General features: G+C 28.7%; 39 protein-coding genes. 4 read left to right on the plus strand and 35 right to left on the minus strand.

Features of this window, described 5'->3' with window-relative positions; translation table 11 throughout:
* Positions 1–8 precede the first annotated feature (8 nt).
* The 34 genes from IC219_RS16860 to IC219_RS17015 form a co-directional block, all read right to left on the minus strand.
* Entirely contained in the window at positions 9–1,016 is a 1,008-nt protein-coding gene (locus tag IC219_RS16860) for a hypothetical protein (protein WP_227824565.1), read from the minus strand.
* Complete coding sequence (locus tag IC219_RS16865; RefSeq protein WP_227824566.1) at positions 1,009–2,511, minus strand: phage portal protein; 1,503 nt, start codon at positions 2,509–2,511, stop codon at positions 1,009–1,011. Before IC219_RS16865 ends, IC219_RS16860 begins: the two co-directional genes overlap by 8 nt.
* Positions 2,502–3,911, minus strand: a complete 1,410-nt coding sequence (locus IC219_RS16870; RefSeq protein WP_227824567.1) for a DEAD/DEAH box helicase family protein — start codon at positions 3,909–3,911, stop codon at positions 2,502–2,504. The genes IC219_RS16865 and IC219_RS16870 overlap by 10 nt, the downstream gene beginning before the upstream one ends.
* Positions 3,904–4,641, minus strand: a complete 738-nt coding sequence (terS, locus tag IC219_RS16875) for a phage terminase small subunit (RefSeq protein ID WP_227483500.1) — start codon at positions 4,639–4,641, stop codon at positions 3,904–3,906. The genes IC219_RS16870 and terS overlap by 8 nt, the downstream gene beginning before the upstream one ends.
* A 48-nt stretch (positions 4,642–4,689) precedes the next feature.
* On the minus strand, positions 4,690–5,319 hold the full coding sequence (locus tag IC219_RS16880) for a queuosine precursor transporter (protein ID WP_227853344.1): 630 nt from the start codon (positions 5,317–5,319) through the stop codon (positions 4,690–4,692).
* Positions 5,313–6,080, minus strand: a complete 768-nt coding sequence (locus IC219_RS16885) for a hypothetical protein (protein ID WP_227853345.1) — start codon at positions 6,078–6,080, stop codon at positions 5,313–5,315. The genes IC219_RS16880 and IC219_RS16885 overlap by 7 nt, the downstream gene beginning before the upstream one ends.
* Positions 6,081–6,082: 2 nt before the next feature.
* Positions 6,083–6,574, minus strand: a complete 492-nt coding sequence (locus IC219_RS16890; protein ID WP_227853346.1) for a ParB N-terminal domain-containing protein — start codon at positions 6,572–6,574, stop codon at positions 6,083–6,085.
* Between the two features lie 60 nt (positions 6,575–6,634).
* Positions 6,635–6,769 carry a hypothetical protein gene (locus tag IC219_RS21800; RefSeq protein ID WP_413926964.1) on the minus strand — a complete coding sequence of 45 codons (135 nt, stop codon included), beginning with the start codon at positions 6,767–6,769 and terminating at the stop codon, positions 6,635–6,637.
* 457 nt (positions 6,770–7,226) lie between these two features.
* Positions 7,227–7,733 (minus strand): hypothetical protein, encoded by a 507-nt coding sequence (locus tag IC219_RS16895; RefSeq protein ID WP_227853347.1) that lies wholly within the window; start codon positions 7,731–7,733, stop codon positions 7,227–7,229.
* Positions 7,734–7,888: 155 nt separating this feature from the next.
* A complete protein-coding gene (locus IC219_RS16900; RefSeq protein ID WP_227853348.1) occupies positions 7,889–8,743 on the minus strand; it encodes an ORF6C domain-containing protein in 855 nt (284 codons plus the stop codon).
* Between the two features lie 101 nt (positions 8,744–8,844).
* Entirely contained in the window at positions 8,845–9,252 is a 408-nt protein-coding gene (locus IC219_RS16905) for a RusA family crossover junction endodeoxyribonuclease (RefSeq protein WP_227853349.1), read from the minus strand.
* 136 nt (positions 9,253–9,388) lie between these two features.
* Complete coding sequence (locus IC219_RS16910) at positions 9,389–9,619, minus strand: ASCH/PUA domain-containing protein (RefSeq protein ID WP_074438836.1); 231 nt, start codon at positions 9,617–9,619, stop codon at positions 9,389–9,391.
* 76 nt (positions 9,620–9,695) lie between these two features.
* Entirely contained in the window at positions 9,696–9,875 is a 180-nt protein-coding gene (locus IC219_RS16915; RefSeq protein WP_227853350.1) for a hypothetical protein, read from the minus strand.
* Positions 9,868–10,038, minus strand: a complete 171-nt coding sequence (locus tag IC219_RS16920) for a hypothetical protein (protein ID WP_227482696.1) — start codon at positions 10,036–10,038, stop codon at positions 9,868–9,870. Before IC219_RS16920 ends, IC219_RS16915 begins: the two co-directional genes overlap by 8 nt.
* Positions 10,039–10,076: 38 nt before the next feature.
* Positions 10,077–10,766, minus strand: a complete 690-nt coding sequence (locus IC219_RS16925) for a hypothetical protein (protein WP_227853351.1) — start codon at positions 10,764–10,766, stop codon at positions 10,077–10,079.
* 99 nt (positions 10,767–10,865) lie between these two features.
* Positions 10,866–11,114, minus strand: a complete 249-nt coding sequence (locus IC219_RS16930) for a hypothetical protein (RefSeq protein WP_227853352.1) — start codon at positions 11,112–11,114, stop codon at positions 10,866–10,868.
* On the minus strand, positions 11,114–11,281 hold the full coding sequence (locus IC219_RS16935) for a hypothetical protein (protein WP_227853353.1): 168 nt from the start codon (positions 11,279–11,281) through the stop codon (positions 11,114–11,116). Before IC219_RS16935 ends, IC219_RS16930 begins: the two co-directional genes overlap by 1 nt.
* Positions 11,274–11,399 carry a hypothetical protein gene (locus IC219_RS21805; RefSeq protein ID WP_255613041.1) on the minus strand — a complete coding sequence of 42 codons (126 nt, stop codon included), beginning with the start codon at positions 11,397–11,399 and terminating at the stop codon, positions 11,274–11,276. Before IC219_RS21805 ends, IC219_RS16935 begins: the two co-directional genes overlap by 8 nt.
* Positions 11,387–11,572, minus strand: coding sequence for a DUF3797 domain-containing protein (locus IC219_RS16940; RefSeq protein WP_227853354.1), 186 nt, complete (start codon positions 11,570–11,572; stop codon positions 11,387–11,389). The genes IC219_RS21805 and IC219_RS16940 overlap by 13 nt, the downstream gene beginning before the upstream one ends.
* Positions 11,569–11,709 carry a hypothetical protein gene (locus IC219_RS16945; protein WP_227853355.1) on the minus strand — a complete coding sequence of 47 codons (141 nt, stop codon included), beginning with the start codon at positions 11,707–11,709 and terminating at the stop codon, positions 11,569–11,571. Before IC219_RS16945 ends, IC219_RS16940 begins: the two co-directional genes overlap by 4 nt.
* Positions 11,678–12,058, minus strand: coding sequence for an NUMOD1 domain-containing DNA-binding protein (locus IC219_RS16950; protein ID WP_227853356.1), 381 nt, complete (start codon positions 12,056–12,058; stop codon positions 11,678–11,680). Before IC219_RS16950 ends, IC219_RS16945 begins: the two co-directional genes overlap by 32 nt.
* A gap of 3 nt (positions 12,059–12,061) precedes the next feature.
* A complete protein-coding gene (locus IC219_RS16955) occupies positions 12,062–12,412 on the minus strand; it encodes a hypothetical protein (RefSeq protein WP_227853357.1) in 351 nt (116 codons plus the stop codon).
* A gap of 11 nt (positions 12,413–12,423) precedes the next feature.
* The gene (locus tag IC219_RS16960; RefSeq protein ID WP_227482709.1) at positions 12,424–12,681 is read right to left on the minus strand and encodes a hypothetical protein; all 258 of its coding nucleotides are present in this window, start codon (positions 12,679–12,681) and stop codon (positions 12,424–12,426) included.
* Positions 12,682–12,750: 69 nt separating this feature from the next.
* A complete protein-coding gene (locus tag IC219_RS16965) occupies positions 12,751–13,167 on the minus strand; it encodes a single-stranded DNA-binding protein (protein ID WP_227853358.1) in 417 nt (138 codons plus the stop codon).
* 16 nt (positions 13,168–13,183) lie between these two features.
* On the minus strand, positions 13,184–13,348 hold the full coding sequence (locus IC219_RS16970) for a resolvase (protein ID WP_223195649.1): 165 nt from the start codon (positions 13,346–13,348) through the stop codon (positions 13,184–13,186).
* Between the two features lie 62 nt (positions 13,349–13,410).
* Positions 13,411–14,295: a DnaD domain-containing protein gene (locus IC219_RS16975; protein WP_227853359.1), complete on the minus strand. Its 885-nt coding sequence runs from the start codon at positions 14,293–14,295 to the stop codon at positions 13,411–13,413.
* A 14-nt stretch (positions 14,296–14,309) separates the two neighbouring features.
* Complete coding sequence (locus tag IC219_RS16980; protein WP_227853360.1) at positions 14,310–14,894, minus strand: ERF family protein; 585 nt, start codon at positions 14,892–14,894, stop codon at positions 14,310–14,312.
* Positions 14,884–15,162 (minus strand): hypothetical protein, encoded by a 279-nt coding sequence (locus IC219_RS16985; protein WP_227853361.1) that lies wholly within the window; start codon positions 15,160–15,162, stop codon positions 14,884–14,886. The genes IC219_RS16980 and IC219_RS16985 overlap by 11 nt, the downstream gene beginning before the upstream one ends.
* A gap of 78 nt (positions 15,163–15,240) precedes the next feature.
* Positions 15,241–15,558 carry a hypothetical protein gene (locus tag IC219_RS16990; protein WP_227853362.1) on the minus strand — a complete coding sequence of 106 codons (318 nt, stop codon included), beginning with the start codon at positions 15,556–15,558 and terminating at the stop codon, positions 15,241–15,243.
* A gap of 12 nt (positions 15,559–15,570) precedes the next feature.
* On the minus strand, positions 15,571–15,798 hold the full coding sequence (locus IC219_RS16995) for a hypothetical protein (RefSeq protein ID WP_227824590.1): 228 nt from the start codon (positions 15,796–15,798) through the stop codon (positions 15,571–15,573).
* 134 nt (positions 15,799–15,932) lie between these two features.
* Positions 15,933–16,289, minus strand: a complete 357-nt coding sequence (locus tag IC219_RS17000; protein WP_227824591.1) for a helix-turn-helix domain-containing protein — start codon at positions 16,287–16,289, stop codon at positions 15,933–15,935.
* Between the two features lie 123 nt (positions 16,290–16,412).
* Complete coding sequence (locus IC219_RS17005) at positions 16,413–17,231, minus strand: Rha family transcriptional regulator (RefSeq protein ID WP_227824592.1); 819 nt, start codon at positions 17,229–17,231, stop codon at positions 16,413–16,415.
* A 2-nt stretch (positions 17,232–17,233) separates the two neighbouring features.
* Entirely contained in the window at positions 17,234–17,692 is a 459-nt protein-coding gene (locus IC219_RS17010; RefSeq protein WP_227824593.1) for a helix-turn-helix domain-containing protein, read from the minus strand.
* Between the two features lie 61 nt (positions 17,693–17,753).
* On the minus strand, positions 17,754–17,945 hold the full coding sequence (locus IC219_RS17015) for a helix-turn-helix transcriptional regulator (RefSeq protein WP_167640219.1): 192 nt from the start codon (positions 17,943–17,945) through the stop codon (positions 17,754–17,756).
* A 165-nt stretch (positions 17,946–18,110) separates the two neighbouring features.
* Here IC219_RS17015 and IC219_RS17020 point away from each other — a divergent pair, with 165 nt between their 5' ends.
* The gene (locus tag IC219_RS17020) at positions 18,111–18,476 is read left to right on the plus strand and encodes a helix-turn-helix domain-containing protein (protein WP_107613007.1); all 366 of its coding nucleotides are present in this window, start codon (positions 18,111–18,113) and stop codon (positions 18,474–18,476) included.
* 46 nt (positions 18,477–18,522) lie between these two features.
* Here the strand turns inward: IC219_RS17020 and IC219_RS17025 are convergent, their stop codons facing one another.
* On the minus strand, positions 18,523–18,663 hold the full coding sequence (locus IC219_RS17025; protein ID WP_159067252.1) for a hypothetical protein: 141 nt from the start codon (positions 18,661–18,663) through the stop codon (positions 18,523–18,525).
* A gap of 269 nt (positions 18,664–18,932) precedes the next feature.
* On the opposite strand from IC219_RS17025, the gene IC219_RS17030 reads away from it, so the two are divergent.
* From IC219_RS17030 to IC219_RS17040, 3 genes are all read left to right on the plus strand, one after another.
* Positions 18,933–19,154: a helix-turn-helix domain-containing protein gene (locus IC219_RS17030; RefSeq protein WP_227824594.1), complete on the plus strand. Its 222-nt coding sequence runs from the start codon at positions 18,933–18,935 to the stop codon at positions 19,152–19,154.
* A 49-nt stretch (positions 19,155–19,203) separates the two neighbouring features.
* Positions 19,204–19,419: a hypothetical protein gene (locus IC219_RS17035; RefSeq protein WP_227824595.1), complete on the plus strand. Its 216-nt coding sequence runs from the start codon at positions 19,204–19,206 to the stop codon at positions 19,417–19,419.
* 150 nt (positions 19,420–19,569) lie between these two features.
* On the plus strand, positions 19,570–20,700 hold the full coding sequence (locus tag IC219_RS17040) for a site-specific integrase (RefSeq protein WP_227824596.1): 1,131 nt from the start codon (positions 19,570–19,572) through the stop codon (positions 20,698–20,700).
* Positions 20,701–20,734 lie beyond the last annotated feature (34 nt).

Consider the following 20,734-nt stretch of genomic DNA (forward strand, 5'->3'; position numbering starts at 1 on the left):
CTTTCAATTTAAAAACCAATATTTCCATACACATCTTGATACCACATTTCAAGAGGCACATCATCCATAGGATTTTTATTCCAATTTTTCAATCTATTAACTAACACATCAAGTGGTTGAACTACTGTAATCATAATACACAAACAATGAGGGTGAAATGGATATACAGGAACTTCATTTATAGGATAAACACCTTTACCCAAACCAAAATTATCCTCTCCACATATTTCGTCGCATATATCTGTATGAGGATGTGCCATGGATAACATAAATTGAATACCAATAGTTGCAGGATTAATCATTGCAGAAGCTAAAACCCCATCGCCGTAAGCTGATGTCATTTCAGTTCTTGCTAACCTTAAAGCTTCATAACTTATATTTTGAGGTACTCTATTTCCTATTCTTTTAATCATATTTGGATATTCGTCAACTAAAGTTTTCTTACCTTTTAAAACATATTTGTCTAACATCTTAGCAGTTTTAACACAGTCTTGACCTTCTGTTACTGCTGTTTGTAATATAATTTTCATATCGTCTCTGTACTTCTTACACTTAGACCAAATTCTATCGGATAAAAATAAACCATCTTTAACTCTTGCATAATAAGCTTCTACAGTTCTTATATTAATATCATAAAAAGCTTTTTGTATCATAGATTTAGTTACTTTGGTTATTTGAGCTGTCTCAACTGCATTAATTAAAATGTTTTTAGAGTAACTAGTAGCTGTTTCAACATTTTTATTTAAATATTCGTCAAAATTAAAAACCAGTTGTTCATTTAATATTTTTATTTCTTTTGTTAATTGTTTTAGTACCTGTTTTAATCTAGTCTTATTGAACTCTGAAAGATTTCCTTTTCTTATTTCTTTTGTAATATTTCTTGTTATGTTAATATACATTACTCTTATTTCATCATCTTGTCTGAGTCTTAAATCTATAAATTTTTTTCTAGCTTCTAATGCCCATTTCTTGTACTCCCCTGCAACAGTTATTAATTTCAAAGTACTTTTATCCATTGTCATTATTGTCCTTTATTTTATCTATTTCCTTGTCAATTTCATTTGACTCATCATCTAAGCCTTTAGAATCATCCAATCTGTATTTTAACATTTTAGTTTTTATTATCTTTTCTCTTTCTCCAACTATTTCAGGGTCATCACTTATATAATTGCTCATTGTATCTATATATTGAGCTAAAAAATTTACTGTTGATTCTTCACTAATAAATCCACCTTCTAAAGCTTTATCTAATGCACTACATACTTTTTCTAATGTTTCAGCTAAGTCTTTGTCATCTCGTGGATTTACTTCATCCCAACCTATAGTCACATCATAAGATGAATATTTCATACCACTAGAATTAGAACTCATTATTAAAATCATTCTTGCAAGTAATTGCCAACTATTTGTAAATTGTTCTCTTTTTCTTCTTATCTTATTTACCATAATAGGCATTTGCTCTTTTACAGAAGCTAAAGCACTAGGAGTATGTACTCCAAATATAAACTCGGGTGTTTCAGATACATCTACTATGCAATAAAAAAGAAGCTTTAAAAGCTCCTTAGCATCACCTATAGCTGACTTTACTTCCACGAACTCAGCTTCTTCATCTTTATTTAAAAATAATATCTCATGTCCATCAAGATTTATCTTTCCACCTTCTTTTGCAAATTTAACAGGGTCTTCAACACCAAAATTATGTGCTAAAAAACTTGCAACATCAGTTAATTTCAACTTTAGTTTTGGAGTAGAGTGCATTTTGCTACCTTTTAACGCATGTAACATAACATCATGATAAGCTTTTAAAAGAGGTTCTATTGGTTCTATATCGCTTTGCCCATATTTCAATGTTTCATCAGCTTCATTTTTAAAATGTATTATTGGTATAAAGCCCCATACATTAGGCGTTTCCCCTTCCTCTAAACCTTCTATCTTATCACCTTCAACCTCAACAATTCTACTTTCAGCAGTTATTATTTGTTTTACCTTAGCCCTCCTCTTGTTTTCTTCTAAGTCAGTCCATTCATTTTGACTTTCTAATATATAAGCTATAGGCTCTTTTGTTGTAGGGTCTAATATTATTTCTTTTACTTCTTCGGGTGATATGAAGTTATATATTAATCTAACTTTTTTATCAGGATATAAAGGATTTTCTCTTTCTTCTCTAGTTATCCAAATATAACAATCACCTTGCTTTAAACTATCTGCATGTGTTTTCAGCATTTTAGATGTGTTATCTAAAACAAATTCATCTAATATATATTGAGCTTCTTCATCTTCTATTTGAAAATGAGGTACACCCATAAAACCAGTTGTTGAATTGACAATCGGTCTAACAAAACTAGAACCTAATTTGTAATTAGCATTCTTATTTTGATACAGTTCTCTTGCTAACTCATAATCAACTCTAGAATCGTCTAATTTATATACACCAATGTTTCCACTAGACATACGCATAATCTCTCCTGTAGGTCTTTTAAATAGCTTTTTTACATAAGATATTATCCCCATACACTACCCCCTTTCAATAAAGATAAATCAGTATTGTTATTTTCTGCAAACGAATATATTACTGCATCAGCTCTATCGGGCGATTCTCCAATTCTTTTTTTCATTTCCTTTTTACTTTCTATTTGTATTTTTCCTTTTGAATCTACTGTATATTTTCTATTTGATAATTGTTTAATAAGTTTGTCATCATCGGGAAGCTGTATTATAGCTTCTTTATTTTGTATAAAACTGCTTAAATTTGCATCTAATTCTTCCCTCATGTTATCCCACATTTCAGAAGCTTTATTATAGTACTTATCTTTCTCTATAGCACCAGAACCATTTTGAATAGGTATAACTTCATATTTAAGTTTTTCTTGTCTTATAACCTCTTTTAATCTATCTGTTACACCTGCACCTAAGCCATCATCATCCGTTTTTATTTTTACTCTGTTAATTTGATGATACATATTTTTAAATTTATCAACTGCTCTTAATATATTTCCTACTGTTTCCATTGTATCTTTTTTTGAATAAGTTAATAAATCAAATACTTTTCCACCTATTCTTGGAGCTATTATGGTTTCATCATCGCCATATCTTGCTATATCTGCACCTATATTTAATACATAATCATTAGATATATTTACATCTCTTATAGTACTTGTTTCAACAGCTTCTAACGATATTAACGAATCACTTTCACCTTTTGGGAACTCTCCAAGAACTCTAACACGCCATGGGTCAGAGCCTTCATGATACTTTCTTTTTAACATTTCAATATTATCTTTCGAGGTTCTAGGACTGTCTAAAGAAGATACTTTAAATGTCTTATATAAATCTCTATCCCTATTATGACTATCATAAAATGTTCCGCTTGTTCGAGTTGGATTTCCGCATAAAAGAAGCTTATTTTCTGCACCCGATAATGTTCCCAATATAGCTTCCATAATTGGGTCAGCAACTCCCGAAGCTTCATCAACAACAAATAACATATAATCTTCATGGAAACCTTGCATATTCTCAGGCTTTACTGCTGTTCTAGCTGTAGCCCACCATCTTTCTTCAAAACCTTTCATATACACTTTTGTTTTAGTCCATTCAAGAAGTTTCTCAACCTTGCTATTGCTTAGCCACTTAGCTATTTCTGCCCACAATACATCATACAGTTGTTGTCTTGTTGGAGCTGTAGCAACTACTTTCGGAAAAGGTCTAGTACTTAAATACCATACAGTTGCAACACTTTCTAAGCCAGTTTTGCCTACACCTTGACCACTTCTAATTGATACTTTATCATTTTGAGCTAAAGACATTAAAACATCAGATTGCCACTTATCAGCTTTGAAATTTAGCATATCTTCTGCAAACCAAACAGGATTATCCCAATAACAGTCTAATAGTGTTAATAAAGCTTTATTCATTGTTAACACCACGTTTCATTGCAATATTTTGTATAGCTTCAACCCAAGTTTTTGAGTCATCTTTATTGTTATTGTCTATTTCTAATTCAAATCTCTTTTTATCCATTTTTAACTTCTGTAATCTTTCAATGTTCTTAGCTTTTTCTTTTTGTATCTTAGTTAGTTCAGCTTCTAGCTTTTGTACTCTTTCAAATATAGAAACTGCTCTTGTAACAGTTTCTGTCTGTGTCTGCTCATTATCTTTTAGTAAATTACCTTCTATCTTTAAAGTTCTTTTATCTATGCTTTCTAGCGTAATTTTATCAACTTTTTCTTCATACTGCTTTATTCTTTTCATATGTCTGTGTTCTCTAACTGTAAGCAGACTTATTTCTAATTCAAGTCTGTGTATTTCATCTTTATTTTCACTTTTTATCAACTCTATTTCTTCATCTGTTAGAGTGTTAAAGAATATTTTTTCATATATTCCATCTTTTAATCTATTTTTATTCCCTTTTGGAGCACCATTGCCAACAGCATTTTTATTGCCAATTTGTCCCCCTCTTTTCTTTGTAGTACTACATTCACCTTTTCGTAGTACTACATTCCATTTGTCTCTACACTTCCAGTTGCTAATAGTCTTTTCATTTTCTTTTAATATTTCTGATATTTCTCTGTTTGTTATATTTCCATTGCGTTCTATATATAAATTAAGTGCTTTATCCCTGTTGGGGCTTCTAGCTTTTGCCACACCACCACCTCATTATTTCTATATTCGTTTGAATCTTATTTTTTATTATTAAGCTTGTTTATCTACTTTTATTTCTTCTCTTGTCAATAAATAAAAGAATGGAGTATCTGCTAAAGCTAAGAAGAACTTAACTACATATTGACTTAATATCATTACTAGTAGATTTGGAACAGTACCCCAAAATCCAATCGTAATGAAAATAGATGTGTCTATCAACTGGCTTAACATAGTACTAGCATTGTTCCTTAGCCACTTATGTTTTCCATTAAATCGCTCTTTTAACTTATGAAATATAAATACATCATTACTTTGAGCTAATATATAAGCTATTAAACTAGCTAATACAAATCTTACATTCTGCCCTAACACTACTTTTAGATTATTTCCATATTCTTGTGCAAAACTTGCACTTGGAAGGGCTATTGCTATTGTAATTAATAAAAGACTAAATAACTGCATTAAAATACCTCTTTTGACTGTTCTGTTAGCTTCTTCTTTGCCCCATATTTCTCCGATTATATCTGTACACAAAAAAGTTAGTGGATATGCTACAACCGCGGCAGGAACAATTAACCCAAATACATCAATCACCTTTCCTGCAACAATATTAGAAACCACTAAACTTGTTACAAATACACAATTTAATAATGTTAAATTTCTTTCTGTCTTTTTCACCATCTCACTCCATCCATAAATTTTTGATATTTAACCCACTCGCACATGCTATGAGCTACTAATTTTTTTAAATCAGTTTTCTTATTACCTTCTTTTTCTAACCTTCTTATATGTATATCTCCATTTTTAAATGTATATAATTGCTGACCAATACTTGCCCCTATAGTCCAACTACTGCTGTCAACACTATAAAACTTAAATGATTTTAATATCTTTGTCTTAGTAAATCCTAATCCATGAACTTTTACACCTTTCTGATACGCATACTCAACCATTTTTTGTATTAAAGGATACTCTTGTTTTTTTATATCATTTATTGCAAATCCTCCAACTGCAATATATTTATATGTTGCACATAACTTTTTCCAGTATTCTACTCCCCGACTTTTATGCCATACAGGAATACATTGTCTACCTACTTCACTTTCTATTTTTTTAGTCCATTTTTCTACTTGTTCCAGCCCAAAAATCACATCTACATCTACTTCAAAGAAATATTTTATATTATAGTCCTTAATGAACTTTATATATCTATCAATATAGTTTTCCATTTCTTGTTTTGAGATTTCTGTACCATTCATAAAAGAAAATGCACCCGAATCTAATAAGAAATTCTCATTTCCTACTATATTCATAGCTTCTAAACACGCCTTTTCTTTATTAAAAAAAGTTTCAAGTATATAAAGTGGTTTACACTTCTCTATTGTTTTTTCTTTTAACTCTTTATTCATTCCACTTTTTGTTGCTGCTAAAAATATCCTCATTTTTATATTTCAAACTCCCCATTGCAATGTGGGCATTTTACTATTTTAGCTTTTTTCTCTTTTTCTTCTAATTCTTCATCTAATATAAAATCTGCATCAATAACTCCTAAATCTTCAAACATTTGTATGTTGAATCCCAAACTACTCATATCAATATTTTCTATTTCAGCTAATTCTTTTGTTAATTTATCAAACTCCCAATCTGAAAATTCACTTGTCTTATTATCAGCTAATCTATAACCTTTTATTTCTTCTTCTGTCAAATCTTTTAAAATTAAGCATGGTACTTGCTTCAAATCAAGTATTTTAGAAGCCTCATACCTTGTATGCCCTGTAACAATCACATAATTTTTATCAACTGTGATTGGATTATTGAAACCAAATTCTTTAATTGAATTAACTACTTTTCCAACTGCATACTCATTGTTTCGAGGGTTATTCTCATAAGGTTTTATATCTTCTAAATTAAGATAAACAACTTCTCTTTTGTTCAATTTAAGACCTCCTTTTTAAAATTTAAATATAATAAAAGAGCCACCTGCAAAGATGACTCTTTAAACTAAACACTCATATTTTTCTTCAAACTCTTTTATAGCTTCATTCCAAGCTTCTTGCTCTGTTATCCCTTTTTCTATAGCAATTTTCTGTGCTATATCTCTAATTAACTCAGCACCTTCTAATATCCCCACATTAGCTCACATCCTCTTTTTTATATAAAATACAACAATTAAATCCATTTTCCTTCTTAAAAAAAATAAAAGACTAAGCTTACCCAAACTTAGTCTTTTTATGGGGGAGGTACATATTCTTTAAGGGAGCAAGTTCTAGGAATCGAACCTAGATTAAACACCAGCACCTGCATGGTGAGTGAGGTTACCAAGCCCCACTCTTTCAGACAATTGAATTAAATTCCGTTTTAATCCAATATATCTACATATAGTGTATTAATAAAACCTTTTGAACATAGTTAGAATTGAACTAACAGCATCCTCATGCCCTGCCTAGTCTGTTCATAATGACTAGGGCAATCCCTTAACCCTAGCCAATTATTTAGTTTTGAGAGGGAAATTTTTCATTTCCACAATACTATTATCTCATGTCTAAAATTAAAAAAACGGCACATTTTCGGCAATTAAAATTCATAATCTAATTTAGTCTGTAATCTAACAATTCAAAAAGTGGTTCCTGCTCTATTAATGCTTTCTTTCCAAATAATGCTATTGATATTGAATTTATAGCTTGATTAGCTCTTTCTCTCAATTGCCTTTCTTCTAAATATACCTTATCAACTATTAAACTCCATTCTAAGCCTTCAATATATTTGTATGTTATGATTTGTTTGTGTATAGGTTTTAAGTTCCTTATAGCTAAATCTATTGTAGATTTAATTATTTCTGACTCATATAAATCTATTTCTTTTTCTGTTATTAAATCTGATACATTAACAATAGCATCCTCAATCATATTACTAGTTTTGTTTGTTTTTCCTGTTTTGACACTATCATAACTTACACCTTTCATTAAATCCCCAACTGAATTATCTTTTAACATTTGTATTTCTTTTTTTAGTTTTATTATATTTGCATTTAATTGTTTATAATTAGAAAGTTGTTTCTTAGTTGCATTAAAAAACTCTTTTTTAGTTTTAGACATACTCACACACTCCTATCAATTATTTATGTTATAATAATATTTGTATATAAAAGTTTTATATTTTTGACAAGTGGAGTGTGAAAGAAGCACTCCTTTTTTCTTTTAATTAACTATTGAGTGTTTTACCTTTTAAAAGGTAAAAGTCTATTCATTCTTTAGCTTACTATTGATAATTGACTGTTTAATAATCTTATTTCTTCTTCAAGAACTGTAGGTAACTTATAATTATCTACTATTTCCAGTACCTTATCTAACTGACAACGTTTTATAGCCTTATAACTTTCTACTCCAAATTCTCGTTTAATCTGGTGGTATATATCACTATAAACTTTACCTCTTAGAGACTTATTTTTATAAGCCCTACTACCATGTCCTCCAAGTGATTTTGTTGCTACTCTCTTAACTTCTTTAACAATACACTCACACTCAATGTTAAAAAGTGGTGCATCATCCATAAAATTCTCTAATTTCTCATTAACACTCTCTATTTTAATCTCTAAGACTTCTTGTTTCTTATCTAGCATAAATATAGCCTGTAACTCCTTTGATGCACTTAAAAGAGGATTATTTAATTCTTTTCTCATAGAGAAGTATCCATCAACTATTTTCTCGTATTGTTCCCAAGCCTTATCATCTTCCAGTATTTTAAGTAGTTTTGAATAACCTCTCTCAGATAACAAGTAAATATTTCTTGATTGATTAAAAGATTGTTTACTATATCCAACATCTTCATAACCTAATCCTTTTGAAGGATTAGCCTTTAAATCACCTAGTCGCTCAGAACGACTCACTTTCAAATCTATAATATCTACATTTGTTTTAAATCTCTTTATATTACTATTAATTAGCTCATTTACATGTTTAAGTTCTCTATTATGTATCTCAGCTATATCCTTTACTAGCATTGCTTTCTTACCTTTTCCAAACCCACCCTCTATGTCATGAAATTTCATTCCCTCAACTTCTAAAGTTCCAAGTACTATTATTTCTTTATTTATGTTTTCATTCATAGTCTATCTCTCCTTTATCATTTGATATATTCTTTATTTAGCTTTTTCACATTTTTATGAAAAACTAAGGACCTAATCTAACAAACGAATTTTTCCATTGGTTAAATAACATCTTCCAATACAACTTCAATCCTTGGCTTATCACTATAATACTTACTAGCTACTACCTCAACTATCTGTGTATCATCCTTATACGCTATCTCATTAAGTGCATCAGCCACAATCTTAACAACATTATCAATATCGGGTTTCTTACTAGGTCTTAACGCATTATTTCTTTTCTGCTCTTTAACCTTTTTACTATTACTTTTAGCTATAGAATAATAGCACCTTAAAGTCATTTTTATATAACCTGTAAAATGATACTTAACTTTAGATTGATATAGCCACTTTATAAGATTCTCATAATCTTTAGTTTTATTAGGTGTATAGGTCCTTTTAGTTATAGAGTTCATTCTTGGTCTTTCTTTTCCGATTGGTTCTCCATCTATTGTAAAATTAACTTTCATTTTTCACCTTCTTAGCTTTCTTTCTACAGTCCTTACAACAATAAACATCCTTTGACTTTTCCTTAAGATAAAACAACCTTGCCACACCAACTGCATCTTATTCGTTTCATAAACTCACTCCCTAGTCACAAAACATTTATTTTATTCCTAAAACAACATATCCATTTTGAAGATAATCGCTATTATCAAGTACATAAGTAATTTCTTTTCGTGTCTCAAGACCTGTATATTCCTTTCCATCAAACTCCTGTAGTACCAACAAATCACCTTTTTTAAAGTTTCTATCATTCTTTCTAACCTCAAAAGTTTTGTTCCCATTTACAACTTCTTTAAAATATTGGGGTAGTATTTTTAATTCATGTATCATACAATCGCCTCTTTATAAGTCAAAGTAAGTCTATAGCATTCTAGTTTCATTCACAAACTTACCTTGACTATTTATTTTATTTTTTTAATTCCTTATAGTTTTCTTCACATACTTTATCCATATTTTCTTTGTATCTGCATCCTATACACACATTACAAGTTATAAGCTTATTGCTAATTACAAAGTCATAATTGGAACATCTTTCATCACATTTTTTATGAAGTATTCTTTTTTTTAATTTGATTCTTTTATTCATTTTCAATCTCCTTATCCAACCAATTTTCATATGCTATATCACAATCTTTGCTTTCACAATCTACTCTATCATTTATACAACTACCACAAATCTCTTTCCTAAATTCCTTATATATTTCTCTTTCACCAAGATTCTTTGACTCGCACATTTCTTTATTAGTCATATGAGCACCTTCCAGCTTTCTAATTATCTCCTGTAATTTTAAGCAATATTTGTTAAGTCATAATCATCTGTATCGTCCCCGCAATCTAAAATTATCTTTGAACCATGGGCATATATCTTAAATAGCAAATCTCCAAAATTTCCAAATCCGTTCATTATATCCTTTGATGATATTTCTCTGTTTTGGTATCTAAATGATGCAATCGTTCCATCGTTTCTTAATAGTATAGAATATTCACAATTATTTCTGCTTATATTAGGACACTCATCAAAGTCTATCCATCTTGCCCATTCTGAATTAGAACTTGATTCAAGAATAAATGTTATACAATCTTCATCACCTGAGTATTCATCAAGATTGTATTTATCTTCTTTCAATTCTTCTAACAATTCACTCATTTTGTATTCTTTTTCAATACCTACAAGTATGTTATCCAAATTTCTTTTTAAATGTTCAATACCTTGCTCTTTCATTGTAGTATCTACCTTTTCTTTTATAGCAGTTGCTACAAGCACATTATATTTTTGTATATCTAATTTATCTAAATTTATATTTATATTTTCACTTAGATGTTTTTCAATCTTTTTACTAAAATCACCCCAATTTCCAAAAACCTCATTCACAACTCTTTTTATTGTTTCTTCTAATTGATTTTTAACTGTTTCCTCTACAAATCCACTTTCTTCTAATTCCGCTAGTGCATCATTCATAATTTTATTTAAATCCATTATATTATTCCCCTCTCTATTTTCACTTTTAAGAGTTACAAAACACTTAAACAATAATTTATATTAAGATAAATTTTGCAACTCTCTAAACTGTTTTAATTAGATATTTTCTGTATATAAAAGTCCTTTTAATCTCTCTATTTCTTTAATTAGACTATCATTCCAAGTTTTTACAGCCACATCTCTACTTAAAGAAACAACATAATCAAAACGCTCTATATCCAACCTATTTTTGTTAATAGCTCTTAAGTATTGACCATTCCTTCCTACTCTATATCTACCTTTTGTTTCCTCCAGTATTTCAACTTCTTCTAGTCCTTGTGGACTGCATATATAAAGCTTGTTCATTATTCTTCTACCTCACTTTTAAGCCAATTTTCATATCCTTCAGAACAAGAATAATCACAAACACCATATTTACAATAATCGCAAAAACAATCATCACCACCAAGTCTATCTATAAATTCAGCCAACTCTTTTCTACTCATATTTTTTATCATTTCAAAGTTAGTCATTCTTAACCCCTTCCATATTATCGCAATTTTCACACTCTTTCACTTGCACTCTATACTCATAAATCCTCCCTGCTACAAAACTAATCCCTATCAAAAGTAAACTAGCTAAAATATGCATTGTATCTCATCCTTCCTATCATCAATCAATATATTAAACCCACAAGAACATTCTCTATAATATGTGTGTTCTTCAACTATTAACTTGTCTTCATCATTTCCAACCTTGTCATTACCACAACTAGGACAATAACAATACTTTTCTCCAAGTTTTATAATATCTTTTAATTTCATTTTTCTAACATCCCCTCACATTCATATCTACTCAATATTTTTATAGCTATATCAATAGCTTTATTTACAGAACACTTTTTCTTATTTATTATCTTTTCTGATAATTTAATTACCTGCTCTACATTTGCTAATACCATCTGTCACTCCTTGAATATATTCTGCTTTCCAACCTTCTCTAGTTACTCTATTATCTCTAGCTAAACAGCTAGCATAATCTCCACTAATTTTTAAATATTTACTTGCAGCCTTTGCACTTTTAAATATTCTAACTTCTCCAGTTTCAATATTAAAAACTTTTATAGGTTTACTTTTTGTATCATTAGTTGGTTTTTTCCTTATTTTCTTGAATTTCGATTCATTAAGTTTCAGCTTTATTTTCTTACTTTCATTTGCTTTTCTTACTTTTCTTAAATTAAGCTCAAACATATCTTCTATATCAATAGTTTTTTCTAAAAACGTTCCTGCATCTACCCAAATTTTAGCCATATTCTACCACTCCAAATCTTTAAATATTATTTCATAGCTACACTCACCAGCTTCAATAAATATACCTCTTTCATCTTGATAAATATTTTCTACTCCAATAATTCTTAATTCTGAATTTTCAAAGAATAACTTACACATATTGCCTTCTCTTAAATCTCCAAAATCTATAAGACATTCTTTACCTGTTAAAAATGAAAATTCTTTTTCTCCTGTTTCAAAGTTAAAAACACTCACTAATTCCATAACTCTTAATCCTATTCCACAAATCTTGCAATACCTTGTATCCTTACTTATATCTTCATTTCTGCATTTATAACAAACATTAACCTTATTTTTTCTTGTCTTTTCCAACATTTCAGCTCTCCTCATTTTGAAATACCTAACATTTTATATTGCATTATTTTTGCTATAGATGCTGATAAATACAATATTTTAAGCCACAACATATCTTTTTTTAAACACTCATTTACAGATATAATCTCAAAAGTTCCTTTCCCTGTTAATGGTTCATATTTATCAGTTTTTCTATTACTTAACTTGATTTTTTCTGTTGAATTGTTCTGTATAAATTCAAATCTTTCACCATCACACTCTAAAAAGATTTTTCCATACTCTTCTTCCATTTTCCCTCCAATATTTTTAACTTCTAGGAAGTAATATTGTATAACTACTCCCTAGACTATTTAATTTAATTAAAAAGGTATATCATCATCATCTATTGCTTGAAACCCTTGAGGGTCTAATCCTGGTGGTATATATTCCTGTTGCTCTTTATGATTATTGCTATCTCCTTTACTAGAAAGTAATTCTAAGCTATTTACATTAACTTTAATGATAGTTTTCCAACATGCGTTATCATCTTTATAATTATCTATATTTAATTCTCCAAAAACATATATCTGTTTGCCTTTTGTAAGATACTGTGCAAGATTTTCCACATGCTTTCCTAACTGTTCACAAGGTATAAAGTCAACTTTCTTTTTACCCTCTCTATCTTTGTATTTCCTATCTACTGCAACTCTAAATAAAATTTTAGGTGTTCCCGAATTAGGAAGATACTTCAATTCTGCATCTGCGACCAATCTTCCAACTAAATTTATTGTATTCATTTAAATAGCCCCCTACTTATTCTTCTTTTTTTATAAAATACTCTACACAACTAATACTCTTATTGTTTTCCTTCTCTTTATCGAGTCTTACTGTATAACCTGCCTTTATAAGTAACCTTGCTATTTCTAATCTATCTGTATCATTTAACGACCCATTTTTTTGTGCATATATTTTACTCATTTTGTACCCCCTTTCTAGGAAGCAGTAGTATTATATTTACTTCCTAGAAGTTTAATTTTATTTTATTTGAATTTAACTTTTTGACTTTTCTTAATGATGTCGTCTAGTTCATCACTTGAATACTTAGTAAATGTTTCATTAAAATTATGAAAGTTAGTTTTTTTACTTTTACTAGTAGCATTAACAACTTTATTATTAGACTGTTTCTTCTCCTGTTTACTCTTTTTCTTCCTCTCAAACTCATTCTGATACTCTGTAAGTTCTAAACTAGTTTTTACACCTGCTTCTATCCAGTTATTTAAGATTGTCTTTACATATCTATAGTTCTTAACTCCACTCCCTACAGCTTCATCAATAGCCCTTATAATTACTTCTAACTCCATTCCATCATCTAGAAAGCCTAGTAACTCTAAAAAGTTGTTTGGAGTAATTACACCTATATATTTTTCAAAGTATTTTTTTATGTAGACAGTTTTATCTGATTCAGATTGTTCATTAATAACAATAGTAGTAACATCATTACTTACTTTAAAGTCATTACTTGCTAGTTCCGTGTTTTCCGGTTTCCGAGAAACCCGGTTTCCGGGAATCCCGGTTTCCGGAAAATCAGTTTTTCGGGATTTCAGCTTCTGAGGATTTTCAAGTGGTATCTCATATACTTGATAATCATATCCTCCAAGCATCTTATTAGTATTAGAATCTCTACAAGGTTTTCTTGTTACATATCCATTTTCTATAAGTTCTTTTAAAATATTTGCTGTAGCATCCCTTCCATTTTTACTTCTTTTATACAAATCATTTACATAGATTTTCCAATGGTCGGGCTTGCTAATTAGATATGAATGTAATCCTTTTGCTTGCCAACTTAGTTTCACATCATCCAAACAAGTCTTATTTAAAACTACATATGGATTATCTCTGTCTTTACTTACTCTTATAATTCCCACAATATCACCTGCCTTTATTGCTTATTTTCGTAAGCATTACAAATTGTGTCATACTCTTGTTTTGTTAAATCTTTTATCTCTTTTCCAAATCTCTTAAATACTTTCTCTTTTAAACTTTCTTTATCAACATTTGCATTACTTGCTATTGCATACAACCTGCTTAATTGTTTATCTGTTAAAATTCTATTGTTAGAATTACTTTTAGCTTCATTTTTACCACTAGTTGCGTCAAAAGTATCGCTTTCTGTAATGTTTAATAACTGAATATATAAATATCTAGTCTGATAGGTTTCTATACTTCCTAATGCTTGTAACTCATTAGAACCCTTCAACTGCAAATCTCGCATTGGAGAAGTGAATACAATCTGTTCTGTTGGATTTTCTCCATTAATTAGTGTTAGTGTTGCATAGTCATTTGTAAAAACTACTATAGGGCATAATTTGGCTTTTTCTAATAGTTCTGTAGCTTGTGGCAAGAAGTCTGCCAACTCAAAATACTTAAAGTTAGCGAACTTATTCTCTCCACTTTTCTTTAGATTTAACTTACTAAATTTAACTCTTACATCCATCAATTTAATGTAAATATTATTAGATTCCAATTCCACCACGCTCCATGTCCTTTATATTTCTTTTTAAAACACCTTCCCATCCATCTATATAGTCCCCATATAAACCATCTGATTTTTGCTTTTCTAAATCTTTTTTAAACTGCTCTATTGTCCAATTTTCTTTATGCCTTTTTATACAATATTCTAGTCCTGCAATACTTCCTAAAGCTTGCTCTGCTTCTATTCCTTCAAATCTAGTAAATTTTAATATAAATAATCTATTTTCTAAATCATTAATTATCTCATTTCTAGTTTTCATTTCTTCCCCCTTGTGCTATAATATAGCTATAATTTATTTGTATCTATTTTTGATTAGAGCCATTGCTGTGGCTCTTTTCTACATTATTTGAACATCTATAGGTATATCTCTTTCAATTTCTTCTAAAATTAATTGAAGTCTCTTGTAATCTTCACTTTCCTCATGTTCTTTTGATTTAATCTCTACATTTATACTTTCTAAAATATTTTCAACAGCATATTTTGCTCTTTGCCATGCAACTATTTCTCTTAGATAATCTCTCATGTGTGCATCATCTATTAAATCCCTGTCTTTGTTTCTAAGTTTCTCATAAAGCACACTATTTTTACTTATCTCTAATTCAGCTAAATCTAATTGTTTTTGCACCATTCTTTTTACATTGTTTAAACTCTCCATTAAATACACCCCCTAAAGTAACTTCTCAATTACATAATCATTGTTAATTGCATCTTCTATTGTTAAGTTCATTTCTTCTAAGCTTTTTAACTCTTTATCAAAGTAAATCAAATTCAACTCTCTTAAATAAGATTTAGTTATTATACAGTCGTTTACAATTTGTAGCCTTCTACAACTTACTCTTACTACATCACCTTCTATAAAAATATCTGGTTCAAAAGCTGTTAATTTTGCTTCCATAATTAATCCCCTCTCTTAAATTTCAGGTCCTCTTTGTTTGCATTCTTCCATATAAGCTACACACTCTACATAAATCTTGGTGTAGGTACTCTTTTATGTTTCTTGCAAAATCTTAGAAACCATCTTAGAGTCAATTAAATCACCCCCTTTCTGCTTTTAGCATCTTCTATTACCTCACTTAAATCTTTTCCTTTGCTTTGTTCTATAAAATCATCTAAATCATAACTCGCTATTTTCGTTGCTCTTTTATTTCGTATTACTGGAATTAAGCCTAAATCAATTAAATCTTTCAACGTTTCTTTACCTATATTTAATCTTTTTCTAACTTTTTCTTTTGGTATTAATTCGTTTGGATACCCTCTTTGCATTAATATAACTATTTTTTCTCTATCTGTTTTTTTCTCTATTTCTTGTTTTGCATTTTTTACTTCTTGTAGTATTATTGTTTTAATACTTTCATTAAAAAGCTCTCCAATATTTAAATTTTTCATATTAAATCACCACCATTTCAAGAATATTCTGTATTTATTGTTTATCAAGAAAGTTATAAAATAGTGCATCAAGCATGTATAATAAGTGATTATCTTTGTCTATTGTCTCTACCTCCATAATTTTTAACTTAATATTGATAATTGTTTTTGCCCCTCATAAGTATTATTCTTTTGTTTTATAACACCCAGTTTCAAAAGCTTTTCCATTATTTTGTCTATCCCTTTACTAGTTAAAAATGTCTTATAATCTTCTATTAACTCTCCTTGTTCTATATGTGTACCACTAGGTTTTCTTATAAATAATCCTTGTTCTACATATCTTGTATAAGGGCTATTATCTTTCTTTAAATACTCCACTTCTCTCAATAATTTATACATATTGTTTCTTCCATAACCTTTTATTGCTAGTGTCTTTGAAAAATCCTCTATTGTTGTAAGACCTTCATTATTTAAAAATCTTTCCCATTTCTCAACTTTAGGCTGTTGTAGTTGTATTATGTTGTCTTTTTTCTTAATTAAAGATTGATTTTCTTCTTGTTCTTTTATCCAACACTTAGCGCGTTCGATTGGGTCATCTATCATATAGCTACACTTTAGCTGTTGTTTCGATTCTTGTTCCATTTCTTCAAATTTTTTCGTATATGTTCCTGTAAATGCAGTTCCCTTTATTCCTGTCATTTTATTTGCTATAAAGTCACAACCTATTTTTGTTATTGCATAACATGGCTTTTCTCTTTTATAATCATCCAAGTAAGTATTTTCAATAAAATAATCAGATGGGTACAAATCTGTACTCATGTTTTTATTAGCTTCTTCCATCTGGTTTATATAGTTTCTTATATCTCTTAGTAAAATCTTGTGCTCCTTTTCAACCATTAAAGCTATATCTCTGCTATCAGTTGTTAGTTTATTGTTAACTTTTACTATTGTTAACTCTTTCATGTTTATACCTCCTTTTGAGTTTTCATATTTCTTGAAAATTTTAATTTTAAAATAGCTTCATATATACCTTCTAACTTTTCCATAACATCATTCCAAACTTCTTCTTCATCTTCATCAATCACATCATCTTCAACTATATCTATGAAATCATCTTCCTTTTTTAGGTAATCTTTGATTTCTTTATGCAACTTTAGAGTTATACTTGAAAGACTTTTCATTTCTAACTTTGGTAAAAACATTACTCCTGCTTCTGTAGTCCTTCTAACATGTTCATAACCTAATAAATTATTTCTATAAATAGAAACCATTTTTGATACTATAGCATTTGGTGGTATCCTTTTATCATTCTCATATGCTCTTAAACTCTCTACTGATATATCTAGTAGTTCAGATGCCTTTTCTTGTGTAAGACCAGTATTTTCTCTGCTTAATTGATATATATTTTGGTATTGATATGACATTTAAATTCCTCCCTTTAGGATGTATAATTAGTTTAATCATTTAAATATTTAAACGCTATGTTTAACTTATATCTAAAAAAATTTCTTCTAACTCAACACCAAATATTTTAGATATTTTGAAAGCATATTTTATTGGAAAACTTCGTTTATTATGTTCATACATAAAATATCTTTGGCGAGAAATTCCCAATAATTCAGCCATCTCAGTTTGAGTTAGGCCTTGATTTTCTCTAATAATTTTTAGTCTATTCATTTTTTTCACCTCTCTTTTTTAAACATATTGTTTAATATATTTATATTATATTCAAACACAACGTTTAAGTCAATACTTATTACAACATTTTGTTTAATTTTTTTAGTAAAATTTTTACCTATGATATACTATAGTAAACAAAATGTTTATTTTGGAGGTTTAAATATGACTTTTGGAAATAGATTGCGTAAACTAAGAGAAGATAATAATATTAAACAAGTTGAATTGGCAAAAGTATTTAATATAACAAGCCAAGCCTTGTCTCAATATGAAAGAGATTTAAGAATGCCTGATGCAGTTTTACTTGATAAACTTGCAACTTATTTTAATGTTTCTGTTGATTTTCTTTTAGGCAGAAACTTGAATACTTTATCAGAAGAAATAGATAATGAGATAAAAAAAATAGTTGATGCAATATTTGAATTAGATAAAGAAGATAGAGAAAGTATATTTAAAATAGCTGAATTAGATAAAGGAGATAGAGAAGCCATTTTGAAAATTCTTGATTCTTTAGATAATAAACAGAAATAAAAATACATTGAGTTGCATCCAATGTATTTTTATTTTTTTATTAACTTTAATAAAAATATATATTTTTAATCATTTTTTTATTTTTCATAAGAATCCTTATAATTTTCGTGAAATTTTCATAATCATTTTCGTCCTTTTCCCTTAACATTCTTATAATAGCAACAAGTCTTTCTTTATCATTTTGCATACTACCACCCCTTCTTTACTCCATACAAGAACTTACGTTCGCTAAAATAGTTAGAATCTTCCCTTTTTTAAAACTTAATTGAAAACCAAATAAAATTAAAACTGTCCTTTGAAATTACTCTTCTTATATTTACTTTATCTAGATAAAGTTATTTCTTAACTACATTCTAGCACAAATTTCCAACAAAAAGTGTGCGAATATTGCACATTTATTACAAGAAATTGCACAAACTAACATATATAAAATTATCTAAAAGGTAGGTTAAATATATGTTAAAAGAGTTACGAAAAAAGAAGAAATTAACACAAACAGAGTTAGCAAAAAGAGTTGGTTGTCATAGAAGTCAAATTTCTAGGTTGGAAAACAATGAGGATAAAGATTTAACTATCCCTATTCTTATAGAATTAGAAATCGCTTTAGAATTAGATGAAAAATATTTAGTAAATTATTTTGCTGATGAATATATTAAAAAAAGAAAATTATATAAATAATTCGAATGCTTCTATCAAATACTATTTTTAATATATAATATTATTTGAGGTGAATAAATTGAACTTAAATTTTAATAAAAATAAAAAACTTGAATTAAGTAAAGAAGAACTTGAATTAATTGAAAATTGGTTAGGTAATAAATATGCAGGAGATATGACGATACCTGCTATTGTTGACTTTTCTTTAGAAACTGATATTGAGTATGAAAAAATAGTTGTTTATTTGGCAGAAAAAGTACTGGGAACTCAAAATAAAAAACACTAAATATCTATATCTATAAAAAGCTGTTGATTATGAGGATGAATCTCTTTTATCAATAGTCTTTTTTATTTACTCTTAATTTTATTTATTTTGTTTAAACTTATATATGCTATTATATAATTATATAAAAAAGCTTTTGAGAGGAGAAATTTTATGAAAGGTGGCGTAAGAAAACGTGGTGAAAAATGGTATTACTACTTTGATTTAGGAACTATTAATGGCAAAAGAAAAAAGATAGAAAGAGTTGGTGGCAAAACTAAAAAAGAAGCTGAAAAAGCTTTAAGAGATGCAATAAATGAATTTGATAATGCTGGTGTTGTTTTTGATGAAAGTAACATAAGTTTATCAGACTACTTAGACTTTTGGTATAAAGAATATGTAATGCTAAATTGTAAATATAATACACAACAATATTATAAACAAACAATTGAAAACCATATAAAACCTGCACTTGGTGTTTACAAATTAAAAACAATAACTCCAACAATTTTGCAAAAATTTATAAATACTAAATATAGAGATGGGTTTAGTAAAAACTCAATTAATAATTTTTATACTGTACTAAGTACTTCTTTAAAATCTGCTGTGTATCCCTATAAATATATAAAAGAAAACCCTATGCAGTATGTTAAGATGCCAAAAATGAAACAAATAAAAGAACAGGAAACTTTAAAAATAATAAGCATAGAGGACTACAATAAAATATTAAATAGATTTCCTAAAGAGTCTAATTTTTATATCCCTTTACAAATCGGATTTTATACTGGTATGAGGATTGGAGAAGTTACAGCACTAAGATGGGATGATATAGACTTAGAAAATAAAACTATAAATGTTCGACATACTCTGATAGATAAGGGGAAGGGGCAATTTGAACTTGGTACTCCAAAAACTGCAAGTTCTCAAAGGATTATACATATTGGTGATAAACTAGTTAAGATACTAAAGGAACGCAAAAAATTTAACAAGGAAATGAAATTAAAATTAGGAGAATGGTATATTGATTCAAACTGGGTGTGTACTAAAGATAATGGGGAACATATAACAGCTAATAGTATAAAATATTTAAGTAGAGTTATAAATTATGAACTTGAAATAGATTTTAATTTTCATAGTTTAAGACATACACATGCTACAATGTTATTAGAAAATGGTGCTAATATAAAAGATATACAAAAACGACTTGGGCACAATAGAATATCAACTACAATGGACACTTATTCACATGTAACTGATAAAATGAAAAATGAGACTGTAGAGATTTTTGATAATATTGTAGACTAAATTTGCCACCGAAAACGCCTTACGGTGGCAAATC

It is taken from the genome of Clostridioides sp. ES-W-0018-02 (genome assembly GCF_020658175.1).
Lineage (GTDB): Bacteria > Bacillota > Clostridia > Peptostreptococcales > Peptostreptococcaceae > Clostridioides.

Excerpts from the sequence above, each read along its gene's own strand:
- IC219_RS17015 (WP_167640219.1), bottom strand. The coding sequence starts at position 17,945 with ATGAATAGACTAAAAATTATTAGAGAAAATCAAGGCCTAACTCAAACT.
- IC219_RS17000 (WP_227824591.1), bottom strand. The coding sequence starts at position 16,289 with ATGAAAAATTTAAATATTGGAGAGCTTTTTAATGAAAGTATTAAAACA.
- IC219_RS16965 (WP_227853358.1), bottom strand. The coding sequence starts at position 13,167 with ATGAATACAATAAATTTAGTTGGAAGATTGGTCGCAGATGCAGAATTG.
- IC219_RS16920 (WP_227482696.1), bottom strand. The coding sequence starts at position 10,038 with ATGACTAATAAAGAAATGTGCGAGTCAAAGAATCTTGGTGAAAGAGAA.
- IC219_RS16970 (WP_223195649.1), bottom strand. The coding sequence starts at position 13,348 with ATGAGTAAAATATATGCACAAAAAAATGGGTCGTTAAATGATACAGAT.
- IC219_RS16885 (WP_227853345.1), bottom strand. The coding sequence starts at position 6,080 with ATGAGGATATTTTTAGCAGCAACAAAAAGTGGAATGAATAAAGAGTTA.
- IC219_RS17025 (WP_159067252.1), bottom strand. The coding sequence starts at position 18,663 with ATGCAAAATGATAAAGAAAGACTTGTTGCTATTATAAGAATGTTAAGG.
- IC219_RS16925 (WP_227853351.1), bottom strand. The coding sequence starts at position 10,766 with ATGGATTTAAATAAAATTATGAATGATGCACTAGCGGAATTAGAAGAA.
- IC219_RS16865 (WP_227824566.1), bottom strand. The coding sequence starts at position 2,511 with ATGGGGATAATATCTTATGTAAAAAAGCTATTTAAAAGACCTACAGGA.
- IC219_RS16950 (WP_227853356.1), bottom strand. The coding sequence starts at position 12,058 with ATGGCTAAAATTTGGGTAGATGCAGGAACGTTTTTAGAAAAAACTATT.
- IC219_RS16985 (WP_227853361.1), bottom strand. The coding sequence starts at position 15,162 with ATGAAAACTAGAAATGAGATAATTAATGATTTAGAAAATAGATTATTT.
- IC219_RS16930 (WP_227853352.1), bottom strand. The coding sequence starts at position 11,114 with ATGAACAAGCTTTATATATGCAGTCCACAAGGACTAGAAGAAGTTGAA.
- IC219_RS16960 (WP_227482709.1), bottom strand. The coding sequence starts at position 12,681 with ATGGAAGAAGAGTATGGAAAAATCTTTTTAGAGTGTGATGGTGAAAGA.
- IC219_RS16940 (WP_227853354.1), bottom strand. The coding sequence starts at position 11,572 with ATGAAATTAAAAGATATTATAAAACTTGGAGAAAAGTATTGTTATTGT.
- IC219_RS16905 (WP_227853349.1), bottom strand. The coding sequence starts at position 9,252 with ATGAAAGTTAATTTTACAATAGATGGAGAACCAATCGGAAAAGAAAGA.
- IC219_RS16860 (WP_227824565.1), bottom strand. The coding sequence starts at position 1,016 with ATGGATAAAAGTACTTTGAAATTAATAACTGTTGCAGGGGAGTACAAG.
- IC219_RS16995 (WP_227824590.1), bottom strand. The coding sequence starts at position 15,798 with ATGGAAGCAAAATTAACAGCTTTTGAACCAGATATTTTTATAGAAGGT.
- IC219_RS17040 (WP_227824596.1), top strand. The coding sequence starts at position 19,570 with ATGAAAGGTGGCGTAAGAAAACGTGGTGAAAAATGGTATTACTACTTT.
- IC219_RS16915 (WP_227853350.1), bottom strand. The coding sequence starts at position 9,875 with ATGAATAAAAGAATCAAATTAAAAAAAAGAATACTTCATAAAAAATGT.
- IC219_RS16945 (WP_227853355.1), bottom strand. The coding sequence starts at position 11,709 with ATGGTATTAGCAAATGTAGAGCAGGTAATTAAATTATCAGAAAAGATA.
- IC219_RS21805 (WP_255613041.1), bottom strand. The coding sequence starts at position 11,399 with ATGCATATTTTAGCTAGTTTACTTTTGATAGGGATTAGTTTTGTAGCA.
- IC219_RS16955 (WP_227853357.1), bottom strand. The coding sequence starts at position 12,412 with ATGTTGGAAAAGACAAGAAAAAATAAGGTTAATGTTTGTTATAAATGC.
- IC219_RS17010 (WP_227824593.1), bottom strand. The coding sequence starts at position 17,692 with ATGTCATATCAATACCAAAATATATATCAATTAAGCAGAGAAAATACT.
- IC219_RS16935 (WP_227853353.1), bottom strand. The coding sequence starts at position 11,281 with ATGACTAACTTTGAAATGATAAAAAATATGAGTAGAAAAGAGTTGGCT.
- IC219_RS16880 (WP_227853344.1), bottom strand. The coding sequence starts at position 5,319 with ATGGTGAAAAAGACAGAAAGAAATTTAACATTATTAAATTGTGTATTT.
- IC219_RS16870 (WP_227824567.1), bottom strand. The coding sequence starts at position 3,911 with ATGAATAAAGCTTTATTAACACTATTAGACTGTTATTGGGATAATCCT.
- IC219_RS16990 (WP_227853362.1), bottom strand. The coding sequence starts at position 15,558 with ATGGAGAGTTTAAACAATGTAAAAAGAATGGTGCAAAAACAATTAGAT.
- IC219_RS17020 (WP_107613007.1), top strand. The coding sequence starts at position 18,111 with ATGACTTTTGGAAATAGATTGCGTAAACTAAGAGAAGATAATAATATT.
- IC219_RS16900 (WP_227853348.1), bottom strand. The coding sequence starts at position 8,743 with ATGAATGAAAACATAAATAAAGAAATAATAGTACTTGGAACTTTAGAA.
- IC219_RS16895 (WP_227853347.1), bottom strand. The coding sequence starts at position 7,733 with ATGTCTAAAACTAAAAAAGAGTTTTTTAATGCAACTAAGAAACAACTT.
- IC219_RS17005 (WP_227824592.1), bottom strand. The coding sequence starts at position 17,231 with ATGAAAGAGTTAACAATAGTAAAAGTTAACAATAAACTAACAACTGAT.
- IC219_RS17030 (WP_227824594.1), top strand. The coding sequence starts at position 18,933 with ATGTTAAAAGAGTTACGAAAAAAGAAGAAATTAACACAAACAGAGTTA.
- IC219_RS16910 (WP_074438836.1), bottom strand. The coding sequence starts at position 9,619 with ATGATACATGAATTAAAAATACTACCCCAATATTTTAAAGAAGTTGTA.